At 71.5% G+C, this 15,999-nt stretch carries 12 protein-coding genes and 1 pseudogene; 6 read left to right on the forward strand and 7 right to left on the reverse strand.

All coding sequences use genetic code 11. The features are described from left to right. Window positions 1-28: 28 nt before the first annotated feature. Together A8W25_RS26670 and A8W25_RS26675 are read right to left on the reverse strand one after the other, a co-directional pair. A complete protein-coding gene (locus tag A8W25_RS26670) occupies window positions 29-1,282 on the reverse strand; it encodes a helix-turn-helix domain-containing protein (protein WP_067167262.1) in 1,254 nt (417 codons plus the stop codon). 365 nt (window positions 1,283-1,647) lie between these two features. Continuing rightward, window positions 1,648-3,282 carry an acyl-CoA dehydrogenase family protein gene (locus A8W25_RS26675; RefSeq protein ID WP_067165934.1) on the reverse strand — a complete coding sequence of 545 codons (1,635 nt, stop codon included), beginning with the start codon at window positions 3,280-3,282 and terminating at the stop codon, window positions 1,648-1,650. Window positions 3,283-3,299: 17 nt separating this feature from the next. On the opposite strand from A8W25_RS26675, the gene A8W25_RS26680 reads away from it, so the two are divergent. After that, entirely contained in the window at window positions 3,300-4,478 is a 1,179-nt protein-coding gene (locus A8W25_RS26680) for a YihY/virulence factor BrkB family protein (protein WP_079126412.1), read from the forward strand. Here the strand turns inward: A8W25_RS26680 and A8W25_RS26685 are convergent. From A8W25_RS26685 to A8W25_RS26690, 3 genes and pseudogenes are all read right to left on the reverse strand, one after another. Next, window positions 4,475-4,774, reverse strand: coding sequence for a hypothetical protein (locus tag A8W25_RS26685; RefSeq protein ID WP_067165938.1), 300 nt, complete (start codon window positions 4,772-4,774; stop codon window positions 4,475-4,477). The two genes, A8W25_RS26680 and A8W25_RS26685, sit on opposite strands and share 4 nt — an antisense overlap. A gap of 112 nt (window positions 4,775-4,886) precedes the next feature. After that, window positions 4,887-5,351, reverse strand: a pseudogene (locus A8W25_RS35185) (hypothetical protein); the annotation flags it as partial. Between the two features lie 191 nt (window positions 5,352-5,542). Continuing rightward, a complete protein-coding gene (locus A8W25_RS26690; protein WP_067165941.1) occupies window positions 5,543-7,219 on the reverse strand; it encodes a PucR family transcriptional regulator in 1,677 nt (558 codons plus the stop codon). Between the two features lie 258 nt (window positions 7,220-7,477). Between A8W25_RS26690 and A8W25_RS26695 the strand changes: the two genes are divergently transcribed. The 5 genes from A8W25_RS26695 to A8W25_RS26715 all read left to right on the forward strand — a co-directional run bounded on the left by A8W25_RS26695 (window position 7,478) and on the right by A8W25_RS26715 (window position 14,369). Further along, window positions 7,478-8,368 carry an FAD binding domain-containing protein gene (locus A8W25_RS26695; RefSeq protein WP_067165942.1) on the forward strand — a complete coding sequence of 297 codons (891 nt, stop codon included), beginning with the start codon at window positions 7,478-7,480 and terminating at the stop codon, window positions 8,366-8,368. Window positions 8,369-8,370: 2 nt separating this feature from the next. Further along, a complete protein-coding gene (locus tag A8W25_RS26700) occupies window positions 8,371-8,964 on the forward strand; it encodes a (2Fe-2S)-binding protein (protein WP_067165945.1) in 594 nt (197 codons plus the stop codon). 5 nt (window positions 8,965-8,969) lie between these two features. Then, window positions 8,970-11,363, forward strand: coding sequence for a xanthine dehydrogenase family protein molybdopterin-binding subunit (locus A8W25_RS26705; RefSeq protein ID WP_067165947.1), 2,394 nt, complete (start codon window positions 8,970-8,972; stop codon window positions 11,361-11,363). A 335-nt stretch (window positions 11,364-11,698) separates the two neighbouring features. Then, window positions 11,699-13,156: an NCS2 family permease gene (locus A8W25_RS26710; protein ID WP_067165949.1), complete on the forward strand. Its 1,458-nt coding sequence runs from the start codon at window positions 11,699-11,701 to the stop codon at window positions 13,154-13,156. A gap of 61 nt (window positions 13,157-13,217) precedes the next feature. Continuing rightward, a complete protein-coding gene (locus A8W25_RS26715; protein ID WP_067165951.1) occupies window positions 13,218-14,369 on the forward strand; it encodes an XdhC family protein in 1,152 nt (383 codons plus the stop codon). Window positions 14,370-14,839: 470 nt separating this feature from the next. Here A8W25_RS26715 and A8W25_RS26720 read toward each other — a convergent pair whose 3' ends face one another. Beyond that, on the reverse strand, window positions 14,840-15,061 hold the full coding sequence (locus A8W25_RS26720) for a hypothetical protein (protein ID WP_234386589.1): 222 nt from the start codon (window positions 15,059-15,061) through the stop codon (window positions 14,840-14,842). Window positions 15,062-15,150: 89 nt separating this feature from the next. Then, window positions 15,151-15,996 (reverse strand): helix-turn-helix domain-containing protein, encoded by an 846-nt coding sequence (locus A8W25_RS26725; protein WP_067165954.1) that lies wholly within the window; start codon window positions 15,994-15,996, stop codon window positions 15,151-15,153. Window positions 15,997-15,999: the final 3 nt, after the last annotated feature.

Raw genomic sequence — 15,999 nt, forward strand, 5'->3', positions numbered from 1 at the left:
CGGGGAAGGGCCCGCCTTCAAGCGCAGGTCAGTACGGGTGGTGGCGGGCACCTCGGACCGCCGGGGCCGTGGAGTGGGGGAGCAGGTCCGCCGGATGGGCCGGCTGGATCACCTCCACCTCCACGTCCTCCGCGAACCGGTACGGCCGATGGGCGAGCACCTCGGCCAGATGGCGCCGCAACCGGGACATCTCCGCCCGTATCGTCACCGTACGTGTCGGGTCCTCGAAGATGTCGTGCGCCAGCTGCGCGGCCGTGCGCCCGGCCCGGTGCAGGGCCAGTACATACAGGAGCTCGGCGTGGCGCGGGCTCAGCTCCTGCGCCCAGCTGCCCGCGTCCCCCGACACCGTCACCGACGAGCGGCGCGGGCGGCGCAGATCCAGCACCACCCGCCGGGGCAGCGCGTCCGCCCGCCCCGCGCCGTCGCCGACCGCCCGCACCAGCCAGCCGCCCGGCAGCGGCTCGACCGCGCACATGCCGAGCGAGGGCAGCCAGACCCGGCCCGCCCGGAACGACTTCGGCAGCGGCAGCCGGTCCACCGGCGGCATCCCCGTCACCGCGGCCGTCCAGCCGTTGGTGTCCACGGCGAGCGCCCGGCCGCCGATCCGGCACAGCACGGGCGCGGCCACCGTCCGCAGCCGCTCCACGGCGGCGAGATGGCGGGTGCGCAGCTCGGCCTCGGCCAGCCGGGCGACGGAGGTGACGAACGCCAGGGTCGCCGGGTGCATCGTCGACAGCGGGCCGCTCACGTCCACCACGCCGATCAGCCGTCCGTCGCGCGGGTCCACGACCGGCGCGCCCGCGCACGTCCAGGTGTGGTGGGTGGAGACGAAGTGCTCGGCCGAGTACACCTGCATCGGGCGGCCGGTGATCAGCGGGGTGCCCACCCCGTTGGTTCCCACCGCCCCCTCGCTCCAGTCGGCCCCGACCTGGAACCCCAGCGCGTCGGCGTTCTTCAGGACGGAGGCGTGGCCCTCGCGCCACAGCAGCGTCCCGTCGGCATCGGAGACGACCATGATGTGCTGCGCGGCGTCCGCCACCGACACCAGCGCCTCCCGCAGCACCGGCAGCACCTCCCGCAGCGGCGAGGCCTGCCGGCGCCGCTCCACCTCCGCCAGCGGCAGCAGCCCGGCGTGGCCGGCGCCGTCCGGGTCCAGGCCGCGGCCCAGCACCCGGCGCCAGGAGGCGTCGATCTCCGCGCGCGGGGCGAGCCTGGAGGGCAGTCCGGCGAGCGCGGCCGCCCGCATGCCCTTCAGCAGCCGGGTGGCCTCCCGTACGTCCATCGCGGCCAGCCGGGCCGGGTCGAGGGGGGTGGTGTCCTGCACTGGGTCCTCCTGCCGGCACCGGCGTTCCGAGGGGGGGGAGTTCAGAGCGTGTCGGTGAACGCGGGTGCCACGTATTCATCGTGCCCGCCCGGGCGTTGGCGCGGGGCGATATGCCTCACAAGGTTGCAACCCTTTGCAACTCTCGCGAACGGCCGTGCGTGTGTACGAAGGTGGTGGAACACCGGACGTCCGGTCATTCATGGCCCGCAAGGGCGCATGGGAGTGCGGGGGTGGTGCCGTGTCGGCGCAGCACCACCCCCGACGCACGTCCCGGTCAGGACGCCCGGGCCGCTGAGGCCCCGGGCGCCCGCTCCCACCGCCGGTCAGACCTGCGCGCGCGCCCGCTCCACGACCGCGCCCAGGTCGAGCGTGTGCGGCAGCGTCCCGAAGGCCGTGCCCCAGTCGCCGCCGAGCCGGGACGCGCAGAACGCGTCCGCGACCTCCGACGGCGCCCAGCGCACCAGCAGCGAACCCTGGAGCACCAGCGCCATCCGCTCCACCAGACGGCGCGCCCGGGCCTCGATGCCGTCCAGGTCCGCGAGCTCCGTGAGCAGGTTCTTGATCGCCCCGTCCAGCCGGTGGTCCGCGCCGCGCGCGCGGCCGACCTCCTGGAGGAAGGCGTCCAGGGCGTGCGGCTCACGCTGGAGCGCCCGCAGTACGTCCAGCGCCTGGACGTTGCCCGAGCCCTCCCAGATCGAGTTCAGCGGCGACTCGCGCAGCAGCCGGGGCAGCCCGGACTCCTCCACGTACCCGTTGCCGCCCAGGCATTCGAGGGCCTCGGCGACGACCGGCGTACAGCGCTTGGTCACCCAGTACTTGGCGGCCGGCACCGCGAGGCGCAGCAGCGCCCGCTCCTCCTCCGTACCCGAGTCGTTGGCGGCCGCGAGGCGCAGCGCCAGCGTGGTCGCCGCCTCCGACTCCAGGGCCAGATCCGCCAGGACGTTCCTCATCAGCGGCTTCTCGATCAGCACCCCGCCGAACGCGCTGCGGTACGCCGCGTGGTGGATCGCCTGCGTCACGCCCTGCCGCATCAGCGCCGCCGAGCCGACCACGCAGTCGAGCCGGGTCGCCGCCACCATCTCGATGATGGTGCGCACCCCGCGCCCCTCGTCCCCGACCCGGCGCGCCCACGTCTCGTCGAACTCGACCTCGCTGGAGGCGTTGGACCTGTTGCCCAGCTTGTCCTTGAGCCGCTGGATGCGGAACGTGTTCCGGGTGCCGTCGTCGAGCACCCGGGGCACCAGGAAGCAGGTCAGCCCGCCGGGCGCCTGCGCCAGCACCAGGAACCCGTCGCACATCGGCGCCGAGCAGAACCACTTGTGACCGGTCAGCAGATACTCACCGGCGTCCCCGAGCGGCCTGGCCTGCGTGGTGTTGGCCCGGACGTCGCTGCCGCCCTGCTTCTCCGTCATGCCCATCCCGAAGAGCACCCCGGCCTTGTCACCGGCCGGCCGCAGCCCCTCCTCGTACACATGGGAGGTGAGCCGGGGCTCCCACTCGGCGGCCAGCGCCGGGTCGGCCCGCAGCGCGGGCACGGCCGCGTGCGTCATCGACAGCGGGCACCCGTGGCCCGCCTCGGCCTGCGTCCACACCAGGAACCCGGCGGCGCGCCGCACATGGCCGCCCGGCCGCCCCCAGGCGTCCGTCAGCCCCGCCCCCACGGCGTGGCCGAGCAGCCGGTGCCAGCTCGGGTGGAAGTCGACCTCGTCGATCCGGTTGCCGTAGCGGTCGTGGGTGCGCAGCTTCGGTGGGTTCTCGTTCGCGAGCACGCCCCACTCCTGCGCCTGCGCGGAGCCCGCCGTGCGTCCGAGCCCGCTGAGCTCGTCCCGCGCCTCCGCGGCGATCTCGGGCGCCAGATGCCGTTCCACCCCCTCGGCAAGAGCGCGGTCGGACAAGAAGACGTCGTATCCCACCAGGGGTGGAGCCTGGTTGGTCACTGTGTGGGTGGTGGCTGCCATGCCGATACGGTAAGGAGGTGCAGCCAGCAAATGAAACACCCGAGCGGCCATCGGGCCGACTCCACCGGGCCCCGAGCCGTCTCCATCGGGCCCGCGTCCTCTACCGCAACGTATCGAAGCGGAAGATGGCCTGGCTGCTCCTGAAGGACACCGTCAACTCGTGCATCGAGTACCGCATCCTCGGGCTCGCGGCCGAGGCGGCCTTCTTCACCCTGCTCTCGCTGCCTCCGCTGCTGCTCAGCCTGATCGCGCTGCTCGGCTACGTGGACGGCTGGACCAACACGGACACCGTCGCCACCATCAACAAGAACATCATCAACGCCGCCCAGTCGGTCCTCTCCGACCGGGGCGTCCACGATTTCGCCGAGCCGCTCCTGGCGGACGTCACCAAGGGGAAACGGCCGGAAATCGTCTCCCTCGGCTTCGCCTTCGCGCTCTGGTCGGGCTCCCGGGCCGTCAACGTCTTCATCGACACCATCACCGTGATGTACGGGCTCGACGGCCACCGGGGCATCGTGCGCACCCGGATGCTCTCGCTGCTCCTCTACATCGTGGCCCTGTTGATCGGCGCGGTGGTGCTGCCGCTGGCTGTGGTCGGCCCGGACCGGGTGGTCGAGCTGATCCCGTGGGGCACGGATCTGATCAGCGTTCTGTACTGGCCCGTGATGATCCTCCTTTCGGTGGCATTTCTGACCACCCTCTTCCACGTCTCGGTACCGGTCCGCTCACCGTGGATCGAGGACGTGCCGGGCGCCCTGGTCGCGCTGGCCATGTGGGTGCTCGGGTCGTTCCTGCTGCGGATCTACCTCACCAACACGGTCGAGGGCCCCACCATCTACGGCTCGCTGGCCGCGCCCGTCGCCGTGCTGCTGTGGATCGGCGTCTCGGCCTTCGCGGTCCTGGTGGGCGCGGCCGTGAACGCGGCCATCGACCGGGTGTGGCCGTCGGTCGCCACGGCCGCCGCCCGCGCCGCCAACGAGCGGGTCAAGACCGCCCAGGCCGCCGAGATCGTGGCCCGCGCGGCCCAGGCCCGGGCCGCCTACCAGGCCGAGCCGGAGGACCTGGACGACCTGGACCCCGCCGACGCCGGAATGCCCTCGGAGTACCCGGAGCGGTGGTCGCGCTTCCTGCCGCCGGACGACGTGAAGTCCCGGCTGCACGGGACGCGGGACGGGCAGGGCAAGGACAGGCCCTAGTTCTCCTGGAGCGCGTCGGTGATCGCCCCCAGCGAGGTGGTCACCAGCGTCGCCCCGGCCGCCCGCAGGTCCGCCGCCGAGGCGGCCCCGTCGGCCAGGCCGATGTAGGGGACGCCGAGCCGGGCGGCGGTCGCGGCCGCGCCGGGCATCCGGCCGACGACCAGCGCCCCTGCGACGGTGCCGAGGGACTGGAGGATCGCGTCCTCGCCCATCTGCGTCCGCGCCCGGATCCCGGCCAGGTCGCCCGCCGCGTCCCCGAGCACCCTCTCCACGGCCTCCACCGTGCCACCGGTCACCACGACGATCCGCCGCCCCGAGCCGACGAGCGCCCGGATCGCCTCGCGCGCGTGGGGGCGGGAGAGGGTGCCGTCGTGGTCGACGAGGACGGTGCGGACGGGGGCGAGGAGGGCGGTAGGCGGCCCGGGCCGCCTGCGGCGCGTCCGCCACGTTCTCGGCGAGCAGCCCCCGCCGGAAGTCGAGCAGCGCCCGCCCCCGCGCCGCCGGGGCGATCAGCGCCGCCGCCCGGCCCAGCGCCGAACGGGCCTCGTCGGCGCGGTCGCGCACCCCGAGCAGCGTCGAGGCGTACGCCAGCTGGCCGCGCTCGCACGCCGCCGCGCCGCGCTCCTCGTCGTCCCCGGCCACCGCCTCCGCGCCGCGCAGGGCCTCCTCGGCCTCGGCCCAGCCGTCCCCGGTGTACAGACACTGCTCGGTGAGCAGGGCGGCCCGCTGGAGCGCCGCCTCCGGCTGGGCACCGTGCGGTTCGAGCAGGGCCGCCGCGTCCGTCCAGCAGCCGCGCGAGCGCAGCCGCCACACTGCCGTCTGGAGCGGATGGAGCGGATCCCCGTTCTCTGCAGTCGTTCCGGAATCAGACATGGCGGAGTACGCCACGTTGCCCTCCCCGAGCGCGCCATCGAGCCGTTGAGTCCGAGCTGTTGAGCCGTGTGGCGAATCTCAGCACGGATTGGCACGCCGGGCCAAGGCCCACGCGTGAATTCCTTCACAAACGGCGAATTGCGGCGCGTCCCGGTGGTGTTCCGGCCCCGCCGCGTCGGCCGCGCGCCCCCTCAGCTCATCCGCAGGGCCAGGAAGAAGTCCAGCTTGTCCTCCAGGCGCGAAAGATCACGCCCCGTCAGTTGCTCGATCCGGCCGACCCGGTAGCGCAAGGTGTTGACGTGCAGATGCAGTCGTGTGGCGCAGCGGGTCCAGGAGCCGTCGCAGTCGAGGAACGCCTCCAGGGTCGGGATGAGCTCGGCGCGGTGGCGCCGGTCGTAGTCGCGCAGCGGGTCGAGCAGACGGGCCGTGAAGGCGCGGCGCACGTCGTCCGGGACGAACGGCAGCAGCAGGACGTGCGAGGCCAGCTCGTGGTGGCCGGCCGCGCAGACCCGGCCCGGGCGGGCGGCGGCGACCCGGCGGGCGTGCCGGGCCTCCTCCAGGGCGCCGCGCAGCCCCTCCGCCGAGTGCACGGCGGCGCTGACACCCAGTGTCAGGCGTCCGTCGTCGGCGAGGCCCGCCGAGAGGGGAGCCTGGACCGCGGCGAGCAGCGCGTCCGCGTGCAGCCCGGCCTCGCTGCCCTCCGGGCCGACCGCGGGCAGCGGGACCAGCGCGATCGCCTCGTCGCCCGCATGGGCGACCGCGATGCGGTCCGAGGAGTCGGAGCCGGTGACGGCCGGGTCGACCAGGACCTCCTCAAGGAGGGCCTGGGCGACCGGACCGCCCGCGATCTCCGCGGTGGTGGCGGCCGACTGGCTCCAGTCGACCCGGGCCACGATCACCTGCCAGTGCGGCGCCGAGCCGAGGCCCGGCAGCAGCACGGGGGCGGCGACCCGCAGCCGGGCCGCGATCTCGGCGGGCGCGGCACCGGTCTGTACCAGCTCCAGGACCTCCTGGGCGAGCCGGCGGCGTACCGTACGGGCCGCGTCGCGGCGGTCGCGCTCCACGGCGATCAGCTGGGTGACGCCCTGGAGCAGGTCGAGCCGGGCGGCGGGCCAGTCGCCCGCGTCCGCCTCCACGGCCAGCAGCCAGTCCGACAGGACCGTCTCGCGCACATCACGGGCGGCCGGGGCGGCCCCGCGCCCGCTGTGGCGGATCGGGAACAGCGAGTACGTGGTGCCCTGCACCACGGCCCGGTGCGGGCCCCGGCGGCCGGTGCGGGTCGCGCCGAGGTGTTCACCCGACAGAGTGGCGGCGACGGACGGGGCGAGCGGCTCGCCCGCGCCCGCGATCTGCCGTCCGGTGGGGGAGAGCACCCAGGCCCGCAGGTCCAGGTCGGAGCCGAGCAGGTCCAGGACGACCTCCGGGCCGCCGCCCGCGGGCCCCGACGTCATCAGCCGCCGGTGCCGGTCGACCACGGCCGCCAGGTCCCCGGCCCGCTCGCCGGACACCTGGCGCACCACGTGCTCCGTGATGGTGGCGAAGGCTACCGACTCGTTCACCGCGAACAGCGGCAGCCGGTGCTGTGTACACGCACGGATCAGGTCATCCGGGATCGCGCCCAGCTCGGCCTCGCCGGCCGCCAGGCCGACCACCCCGGCTCCGGCCAGGATCCGTACGAATGGCTCGGAATCGTCGGCGTCACGGCGCCAGGCGAGGCCGGTGAGGACCAGCTCGCCGCCGGAGAGATAGCGGCTCGGATCGCGCAGGTCAGTGGTCATCACACCGCGTACGGTGCGGTCCAGCTCGTCCTCGCCGCCGAGTAGCCGCAGCCCCAGCGCGTCGGTCTCCAGAAGTGCGCGCAGCCGCATCGCGTGTCGCCGCCGATCTGTCTTGTTGTTGCCGGTGGAAAGCGGTGGGGTAACTGAGCACCGCCTTTCATACGAATCTACAAGACGTAGATGGAGACCAGCCAACTCCTTCATGGTTTCGGTGACTGCACCCGGCGGAGTGAGGCTTGTGTACTGGGGCCACACAGCGTTAACAGCACATGAACGACTTCATAGCCAAGGGCCTGCCGTCCCCGGGACCCGCGCGAACGACCCCGATTGAGAAGAAGAGAGCCACTCATGGACTTCCTTCGCCCCGCCAGCTGGGAGGAGGCGCTCGCCGCCAAGGCCGAGCACCCCACGGCTGTGCCCATTGCGGGTGGCACCGATGTGATGGTCGAGATCAACTTCGACCACCGCCGGCCCGAGTACCTTCTGGACCTGAACCGCATCGAGCTGCTGCGCGCGTGGGAGGTCGGCGAGGAGACCGTACGGCTCGGCGCGTCCGTGTCGTACACCCAGATCATGGAGAACCTGCGGGCCGAGCTGCCGGGCCTGGCGCTCGCCTCGCACACCGTCGCCTCCCCGCAGATCCGCAACCGCGGCGGCGTCGGCGGCAACCTCGGCACCGCCTCCCCGGCCGGTGACGCCCACCCGGCGCTGCTCGCCGCGGGCGCCGAGGTCGAGGTGGAGTCGGTGCGCGGCTCCCGGCTGATCCCGATCGACGAGTTCTACACCGGGGTGAAGCGCAACGCGATGGCGCCGGACGAGCTCATCAAGACCGTCCACATCAAGAAGGCGGACGGCCCCCAGCAGTACTCCAAGGTCGGCACCCGCAACGCGATGGTCATCGCGGTCTGCGCCTTCGGCCTGGCGCTGCACCCCGAGACCCGGACGGTCCGCACCGGCATCGGCTCGGCCGCCCCGACCCCGGTCCGGGCCAAGGCCGCCGAGGAGTTCCTGAACGCCGCGCTCGACGAGGGCGGGTTCTGGGAGAGCGGCAAGATCATCACCCCCTCGATCGCCAAGCAGTTCGCGGAGCTCGCCTCCGCCTCCTGCAACCCGATCGACGACGTACGAGGCACTGCCAAGTACCGCCGGCACGCCGTGGGCATCATGGCCCGCCGCACGCTCGGCTGGACCTGGGAGCAGTACCGCGGCACCGGCCGCTCGCTTGAAGGAGCTGCATAACCATGCGCGTCAATTTCACGGTCAACGGCCGTCAGCAGGAAGCCGACGACGTATGGGAGGGCGAGAGCCTTCTGTACGTCCTGCGCGAGCGCATGGGTCTTCCGGGTTCGAAGAACGCCTGCGAGCAGGGCGAATGCGGTTCGTGCACGGTCCGCCTGGACGGCGTGCCGGTCTGTTCCTGCCTGGTCGCGGCCGGTCAGGTCGAGGGCCGCGAGGTCGTCACCGTCGAGGGCCTGGCCGACTACGCCCAGCACCGAGAGGATGTCCACCCGGGCGGCGCCTGCGCCTCCGGCGCCTGTGGCACCTCCATCGACGCCGCCCAGCGCTGGCAGGCCAAGCCCACCGACGGCCAGACTGGAGAGGCGGGCGCCCTGTCCCCGATCCAGCAGGCGTTCATCGACGCCGGCGCCGTCCAGTGCGGTTTCTGCACCCCGGGCCTGCTGGTCGCCGCCGACGAGCTCCTGGAGCGCAACGCCTCCCCGTCCGACCAGGACATCCGCGAGGCCCTCTCCGGCAACCTCTGCCGCTGCACCGGTTACGAGAAGATCCTCGACGCGGTCCGCCTCGCGGCCGCCCGTCAGGAAGAGGCGGTCTGACGATCATGGCCACCACTGGTACTCCCACCAACATCACCCAGGGTTCCAAGACCAAGGGCGGCATCGGCGAGTCGACGCTGCGCCCCGACGGCACCCTCAAGGTCACCGGTGAGTTCGCGTACTCCTCGGACATGTGGCACGAGGACATGCTCTGGGGTCAGACCCTGCGCTCCACGGTCGCCCACGCCGAGATCAAGTCGATCGACATCTCCGAGGCCGTCGCGATGCCCGGCGTCTACGCCGTGCTGACCTACGACGACCTGCCGACCGACGTCAAGAACTACGGCCTGGAGATCCAGGACACCCCGGTCCTGGCGCACGGCAAGGTCCGCCACCACGGCGAGCCGGTGGCCCTGGTCGCCGCCGACCACCCGGAGACCGCGCGCCGCGCCGCCGCCAAGATCAAGATCGAGTACGTCGAGCTGCCGGTCATCACGGACGAGGCGTCCGCGACCGCCCCCGGCGCGGTCCTGGTCCACGAGGGCCGCGACGACCACCACATCGGCCACGTCCCGCACCCGAACATCGTGCACCGCCAGCCGATCGTGCGCGGCGACGCCGACGAGGCCGCCAAGCGCGCCGACGTCATCGTCAAGGGCGAGTACACCTTCGGCATGCAGGACCAGGCCTTCCTCGGCCCCGAGTCCGGCCTCGCCGTGCCGTCCGAGGACGGCGGCGTCGAGCTGTACGTCGCCACCCAGTGGCTGCACTCGGACCTCAAGCAGATCGCCCCCGTCCTCGGCCTGCCCGAGGAGAAGGTGCGGATGACGCTCTCCGGCGTCGGCGGTGCCTTCGGCGGCCGCGAGGACATCTCGATGCAGATCCACGCCTGCCTCCTCGCGCTGCGCACCGGCAAGCCGGTCAAGATCGTCTACAACCGGTTCGAGTCCTTCTTCGGTCACGTCCACCGCCACCCGGCGAAGCTCTACTACGAGCACGGCGCCACCAAGGACGGCAAGCTGACGCACATGAAGTGCAAGATCGTCCTGGACGGCGGTGCCTACGCGTCGGCCTCCCCGGCGGTCGTCGGCAACGCCTCCTCGCTGAGCGTCGGCCCGTATGTGATCGACGACGTCGACATCGAGGCCATCGCGCTCTACAGCAACAACCCGCCCTGCGGCGCCATGCGCGGCTTCGGCGCGGTCCAGGCGTGCTTCGCGTACGAGGCGCAGATGGACAAGCTGGCGGCGAAGCTGGGCATCGACCCGGTCGAGTTCCGCCAGATGAACGCGATGGAGCAGGGCACGATCATGCCGACCGGCCAGCCGGTCGACTCCCCGGCCCCGGTCGCCGAGCTGCTGCGCCGCATCAAGGCCCGCCCGCTGCCGCCCGAGCAGCAGTGGGCGACCGCCGGCGAGCAGGCCGACGTCCGCGCGCTGCCCGGCGGTCTGTCCAACACCACGCACGGCGAGGGTGTCGTCCGGGGTGTGGGCTACGCGGTCGGCATCAAGAACGTCGGCTTCTCCGAGGGCTTCGACGACTACTCCACCGCCAAGGTGCGCATGGAGGTCGTGGGCGGCGAGCCGGTCGCGACCGTGCACACCGCGATGGCGGAGGTCGGCCAGGGCGGTGTCACCGTCCACGCGCAGATCGCCCGCACCGAGCTCGGTGTCACCCAGGTGACCATCCACCCGGCCGACACCCAGGTCGGCTCGGCCGGTTCCACGTCGGCCTCGCGCCAGACGTACGTCACCGGCGGCGCCGTCAAGAACACCTGCGAGCACGTCCGCGAGGCCGTTCTGGAGATCGGCCGCCGCAAGTTCGGCTCCTACCACCCGGCCTGGGCGACGGCCGAACTCCTCCTGGAGGGCGGCAAGGTCGTCACCGACGGCGGCGAGGTCCTCGCGGACCTCGCGGACGTCCTGGAGGACGAGGCGGTCGAGCTGGAGCTGGAGTGGCGCCACCGGCCCACCGAGGCGTTCGACCTGCGCACCGGCCAGGGCAACGGCCACGTCCAGTACTCGTTCGCCGCACACCGCGCGGTCGTCGAGGTGGACACCGAGCTCGGCCTCGTCAAGGTCGTCGAGCTCGCGGTCGCCCAGGACGTCGGCAAGGCGCTCAACCCGCTGTCCGTCGTCGGCCAGATCCAGGGTGGTACCACCCAGGGCCTGGGCGTGGCGGTCATGGAGGAGATCATCGTCGACCCGAAGACCGCGAAGGTGCGCAACCCCTCCTTCACGGACTACCTCATCCCCACGATCCTCGACACGCCGACCATCCCGGTCGACGTGCTCGAACTCGCCGACGAGCACGCCCCGTACGGGCTGCGCGGCATCGGCGAGGCCCCGACCCTGTCGTCCACCCCGGCCGTCCTCGCGGCGATCCGGAACGCGACGGGTCTGGAGCTGAACAGGACCCCGGTCCGCCCCGAGCACCTCACGGGCACCGAGTCGTCCTGACCCCCTGAACCCTCCGGGCGGTGCGTGCCACCCAGGAACGTCACACTTCCCTACCGCCCGCACCGCCCGGAGCACAGAAGTACCGCACCGCTCGCGGTCCTTCACCCCGCACCAGCAACACCAGCAGCACCGGCACCACAAGGCAGTACCCGAATGACTCAGCACCACCCCGTACCGCGGTACCGGAACCGGTACCCCCGCCGTACGAGGAAACGTTCGTCTCGGGCCGTCCCCCGGGTCGTGCAGCCCACGCACCATCCCAAATCCCGCAGCTTGTCTGACTGAGTTCCCCCAGTCTTATGCGGGTGCCCCTTTGAACCTTGGGAGTAGGCACCATGACCCAGCAGTCTGTGGAGCCCAAGACCACCGCCGAGGAGGCGGGCTCCGGCTCGCGCGTTCCCGCCGGCAGGTCTTGGCTCGACCGGTACTTTCACATAACGGACAGAGGATCCACGGTCGCGCAAGAGGTGCGCGGCGGCATCACCACCTTCATGGCGATGTGCTACATCCTCCTGCTCAACCCGCTGATCCTCTCGACGCCCGACGTCGACAAGCACACGCTGGGCCATGCGGGCCTGGTGACGGCCACCGCCCTCGCGGCCGCGGCCAGCACCCTGCTGATGGGCTTCTTCGGCAAGGTCCCGCTCGCGCTGGCCGCCGGACTGAACGTCTCCGCGGCCCTGACCACCCAGGTGGTCCCCAACATGACCTGGCCGCAGGCCATGGGCATGTGCGTCATGTACGGCGTGGTCATCATGCTGCTGGTCGTCACCGGCCTCCGCGAGATGATCATGAACGCCATCCCACTGCCGCTCAAGCACGCGATCACCATGGGCATCGGTATGTTCGTCGCCCTGCTCGGCCTGGTGAAGGCCGGATTCGTGGGCAAGGGCCAGGGTGGCCCCGTCACCCTCGGCGCCACGGGCGAACTGGTCGGCTGGCCGGTCTTCTTCTTCGCGGTGACCCTGCTCCTGATCTTCGCCCTCCAGGCGCGCAACATCCCCGGCGCGATCCTGATCGGCATCGTGACCGGCACGGTCCTCTCGCTCGTGGTCACCAAGATCGCCGGGCTGAACGACAAGGACTGGGGCGGCCTCGCCCCCGGCCTGGACGGCAGCGCGGTGGCCAAGCCCGACTTCGGCCTCTTCGGCGACGTCGAGTTCGGCGGCTGGGGCGAGATCGGCGCCATCAGCGTCGGCATGATCGTCTTCACCCTGGTGCTGGCCGGCTTCTTCGACGCGATGGCCACCATCATCGGCGTCGGCCAGGAGGCCAAGCTCGCCGACGACAAGGGCCGGATGCCGGGCCTGTCCAAGGCGCTGTTCATCGACGGCGCGGGCGGTGCGATCGGCGGCGTCTCCGGAGCCTCCGGCCAGACCGTCTTCATCGAGTCCGCGACCGGCGCCGGCGAGGGCGCCCGCACCGGCCTCTCCTCGGTCGTCACCGGCCTCTTCTTCGCGGCCTGTCTCTTCTTCACCCCGCTCACCCAGCTGGTTCCGGCCCAGGTGGCCGCCGCCGCGCTGGTCGTGATCGGCTCGATGATGATGAGCGCGGCGCGGCACGTGGACTGGAACGACCGCTCGGTGTCGATCCCGGTGTTCCTCACCGTGGCCCTGATGCCGTTCACGTACAACATCACCGCCGGTGTCGGCGCGGGTGTCATCTCCTACACCGTCATCAAGGCGGCGCAGGGCAAGTGGCGGGAGATCGGCGGGTTCATGTGGGCCCTGTCCGGCATCTTCCTCGTCTACTTCGCGCTCAGCCCCATCGAGAGCTGGCTGGGCGTCAAGTAGGCCACGAACAGGGCGTACGACCCGACGCCCTCCATCATCCGTTCGTATAAGGAGACCGAACATGCTGGACATCGCCGAACAGCTCAACCGGTGGGTCGAGCAGGGCCGCACCTTCGCCGTCGCCACCGTGGTGGCGGTCGGCGGCAGCGCGCCCCGGCAGCCGGGCGCGGCCCTCGCCGTCGACAGCGAGGGCACGGCGATCGGTTCGGTCTCGGGCGGATGCGTGGAGGGCGCGGTCTACGAACTGTGCCAGCAGGCGCTGGCGGACGGCGAGCCCGTCCTCGAACGCTTCGGCTACAGCGACGAGGACGCCTTCGCGGTCGGCCTGACCTGCGGCGGAATCATCGACATCCTGGTGACCCCGGTGCCCGCCGACTCCCCTTCCCGGGCGGTCTTCGCCACGGCCCTGGCGGCCGCGGCGCAGGACGAGGCGGCGGCGCTCGCGCGCATCACCGAGGGCCCGTCCGAACTGGTCGGCCGCCCCCTCCTGATCCGCCCCGACGGTACGTACGAGGGCGCCCTCGGCGGCCACCCCGAGCTGGACCGGGCGGTGGCGGGCGAGGCGCGGGCCATGCTGGACGCGGGCCGCACGGGCACGCTCACCCTGGGCGCCGACGGCCGTCTGTGCGGGCAGCCGCTCACGGTCCTGGTCGAGTCGAGCGTCCCGCCCCCGCGGATGATCGTCTTCGGGGCCATCGACTTCGCCTCCGCGCTGGTACGGGTGGGGAAGTTCCTCGGCTACCGCGTCACGGTGTGCGACGCCCGGCCCGTGTTCGCCACGCCGGCCCGCTTCCCGGAGGCGGACGAGATCGTGGTGGAGTGGCCGCACCGCTATCTGGAGTCGACGGAGGTCGACTCCCGTACGGTGCTCTGCGTCCTCACCCACGACGCCAAGTTCGACGTACCGCTCCTTGAGCTGGCGCTGCGGCTGCCGGTGGCGTACGTCGGGGCGATGGGGTCGCGCCGCACGCACGAGGACCGCAACGCGCGCCTGCGCGAGGTCGGCGTCACGGAACTGGAACTGGCCCGCCTGCGCTCCCCGATCGGCCTCGACCTCGGCGCGCGTACGCCGGAGGAGACGGCGCTGTCGATCGCGGCGGAGATCGTGGCGAATCGGCGGGGTGGTACGGGGGTGTCGTTGACGGGCGCGCACACCCCGATCCACCACGAGGGCCCTGACGGGGCGGTGGGGCGGATAGGTTCGGTGGCGTAGCTTTGAAGGGCCTACTGCTTCGCTGCTGACCAGCGTTTCACGGGCAGCTCGTCCCACTGCGCCCGCTGCGATGGCTGTACAGGGGCGTGCGATCGGGCGGCTCGCCCCGCTCTCTGCTGGGGACCACTGCCAAGGGGAACCGGCCGACAGAGAGCGGGAGATCACAGGCGGACGGCCATCAGCACGAGCACGCTGCTCCAGAGGACCGCACCGGTCGGCACCGCCAGGGCCGTCGCCGGCTTATGCCGTCCCGCAACGCGCGCACGGGAAGGGACACTTCGGAAGCGAGGCACGCGACACCCCCCGCGGGATGTGGACCACCCCGGACCGCACATCGAGCGCCCCGCCGTACTCGGTCCACCAGCCCTTGGGAGAGTCTGCGTACGGGCCGTCAGGAGCGTCGATCAACGCAACCGACTTCGGGGCCGGTAACTCCGCCGTGCACTGTCTGTGAACCCGTGCGGGAGCGCTCACGGCTTCCGCTTCGCAGGGTGGGGGTGATTCCTGATCTCTGCCGCAGCGTCGTACGCCTTGCCGTGTTCCCTGGCGTCGCGTGCCTCGGCAAGCTCCCTTGCCAATGCGCCGCAGACCCCGCAGTCGGCCACGGGCTCACAGCCGTACAGGTGGTCATCGACAAACCCGGCGAGCTCGACCGCTGGTTGCGGGTACGTCTGTGGGTTGGTCATCGTCATGTCGCTGTCCCCTCGCATGGTCCGATGACAACCACGCTAGGGAGACCGGAATACCAACTCACAGTCGATTGCGCCTGATTGCGTGTGGATTACGCGAGCGACTCAAGAGCCTTGATGATCAGCGCGCGAGCCTTGGCGCCGTAGACCGCCATATCGGACAGCGTGGCGAACGTATCGGCGTACATGCCCACCTCGCTGGGCTGGGTCAGTGTGAGGTGCCCGGACACAAGCTCCACGTTGACCTGAAGCGTGTCGAAGATCCAGAACCCCTCCACCGGCATGTGGGTCCGGCCAAGACGGGTGGGGACCACTCCTACGCTGATGTTGGGCAGCGCCCCGACCGTGAGCAGTCGCTCAAGCTGTTCAGCCTGGGTGTCAGCATCTCCAAGCCCGTTGCTCAACACGGACTCTTCGACAAGGAACGCGAAGCGACGCGGAACATCGTGGAGTACCCGTTGGCGCTCCATACGAACGGCCACAGCGTCAGCCACATCATCAACCGACACCCGGCGTCGCTGGACGGCGCGCAGCACATCGGCTGTGTAGCCGTGGGTCTGGAGCAAACCGGGCACGAACCATGAGGAGTAGGCGCGGAACCAGTGCGTACGCTCGAACAGAGGCAGCACGGCTTCCTGTGCCCGTCGCAGCCCCGCCCGCTCCATGCGGCGCCATTCCACCCACATGCCCTCAACAGCCCGCAGCGAGGCAATCAGGTCCGCTGTCTGACTCTCGGCGCCGCACGCCTGGCACCACGCGCGAATGTCGTTCTCACTGGGCTTCTGCCTCCCCGTCGCGATCCGGGAGACCTTGGACGGGTACCAGCCACAGCGAGCGGCTACCTCCTTGCCTTCCAGCCCGGAGTCCGTGACCAACTCGCGTAGGCGATCGGCAAGGAGCTGCCGGGCTCGCTGGACGCTGGATGATGATTCGGGCATGAC

It is taken from the genome of Streptomyces sp. ERV7 (assembly GCF_001653515.1).
Classification (GTDB): Bacteria; Actinomycetota; Actinomycetes; order Streptomycetales; family Streptomycetaceae; genus Streptomyces.

Excerpts from the sequence above, each read along its gene's own strand:
- A8W25_RS26700 (WP_067165945.1), top strand. The coding sequence starts at position 8,371 with ATGCGCGTCAATTTCACGGTCAACGGCCGTCAGCAGGAAGCCGACGAC.
- A8W25_RS26675 (WP_067165934.1), bottom strand. The coding sequence starts at position 3,282 with ATGGCAGCCACCACCCACACAGTGACCAACCAGGCTCCACCCCTGGTG.
- A8W25_RS26690 (WP_067165941.1), bottom strand. The coding sequence starts at position 7,219 with ATGCGGCTGCGCGCACTTCTGGAGACCGACGCGCTGGGGCTGCGGCTA.
- A8W25_RS26695 (WP_067165942.1), top strand. The coding sequence starts at position 7,478 with ATGGACTTCCTTCGCCCCGCCAGCTGGGAGGAGGCGCTCGCCGCCAAG.
- A8W25_RS26715 (WP_067165951.1), top strand. The coding sequence starts at position 13,218 with ATGCTGGACATCGCCGAACAGCTCAACCGGTGGGTCGAGCAGGGCCGC.
- A8W25_RS26720 (WP_234386589.1), bottom strand. The coding sequence starts at position 15,061 with ATGACGATGACCAACCCACAGACGTACCCGCAACCAGCGGTCGAGCTC.
- A8W25_RS26710 (WP_067165949.1), top strand. The coding sequence starts at position 11,699 with ATGACCCAGCAGTCTGTGGAGCCCAAGACCACCGCCGAGGAGGCGGGC.
- A8W25_RS26705 (WP_067165947.1), top strand. The coding sequence starts at position 8,970 with ATGGCCACCACTGGTACTCCCACCAACATCACCCAGGGTTCCAAGACC.
- A8W25_RS26725 (WP_067165954.1), bottom strand. The coding sequence starts at position 15,996 with ATGCCCGAATCATCATCCAGCGTCCAGCGAGCCCGGCAGCTCCTTGCC.
- A8W25_RS26670 (WP_067167262.1), bottom strand. The coding sequence starts at position 1,282 with ATGGACGTACGGGAGGCCACCCGGCTGCTGAAGGGCATGCGGGCGGCC.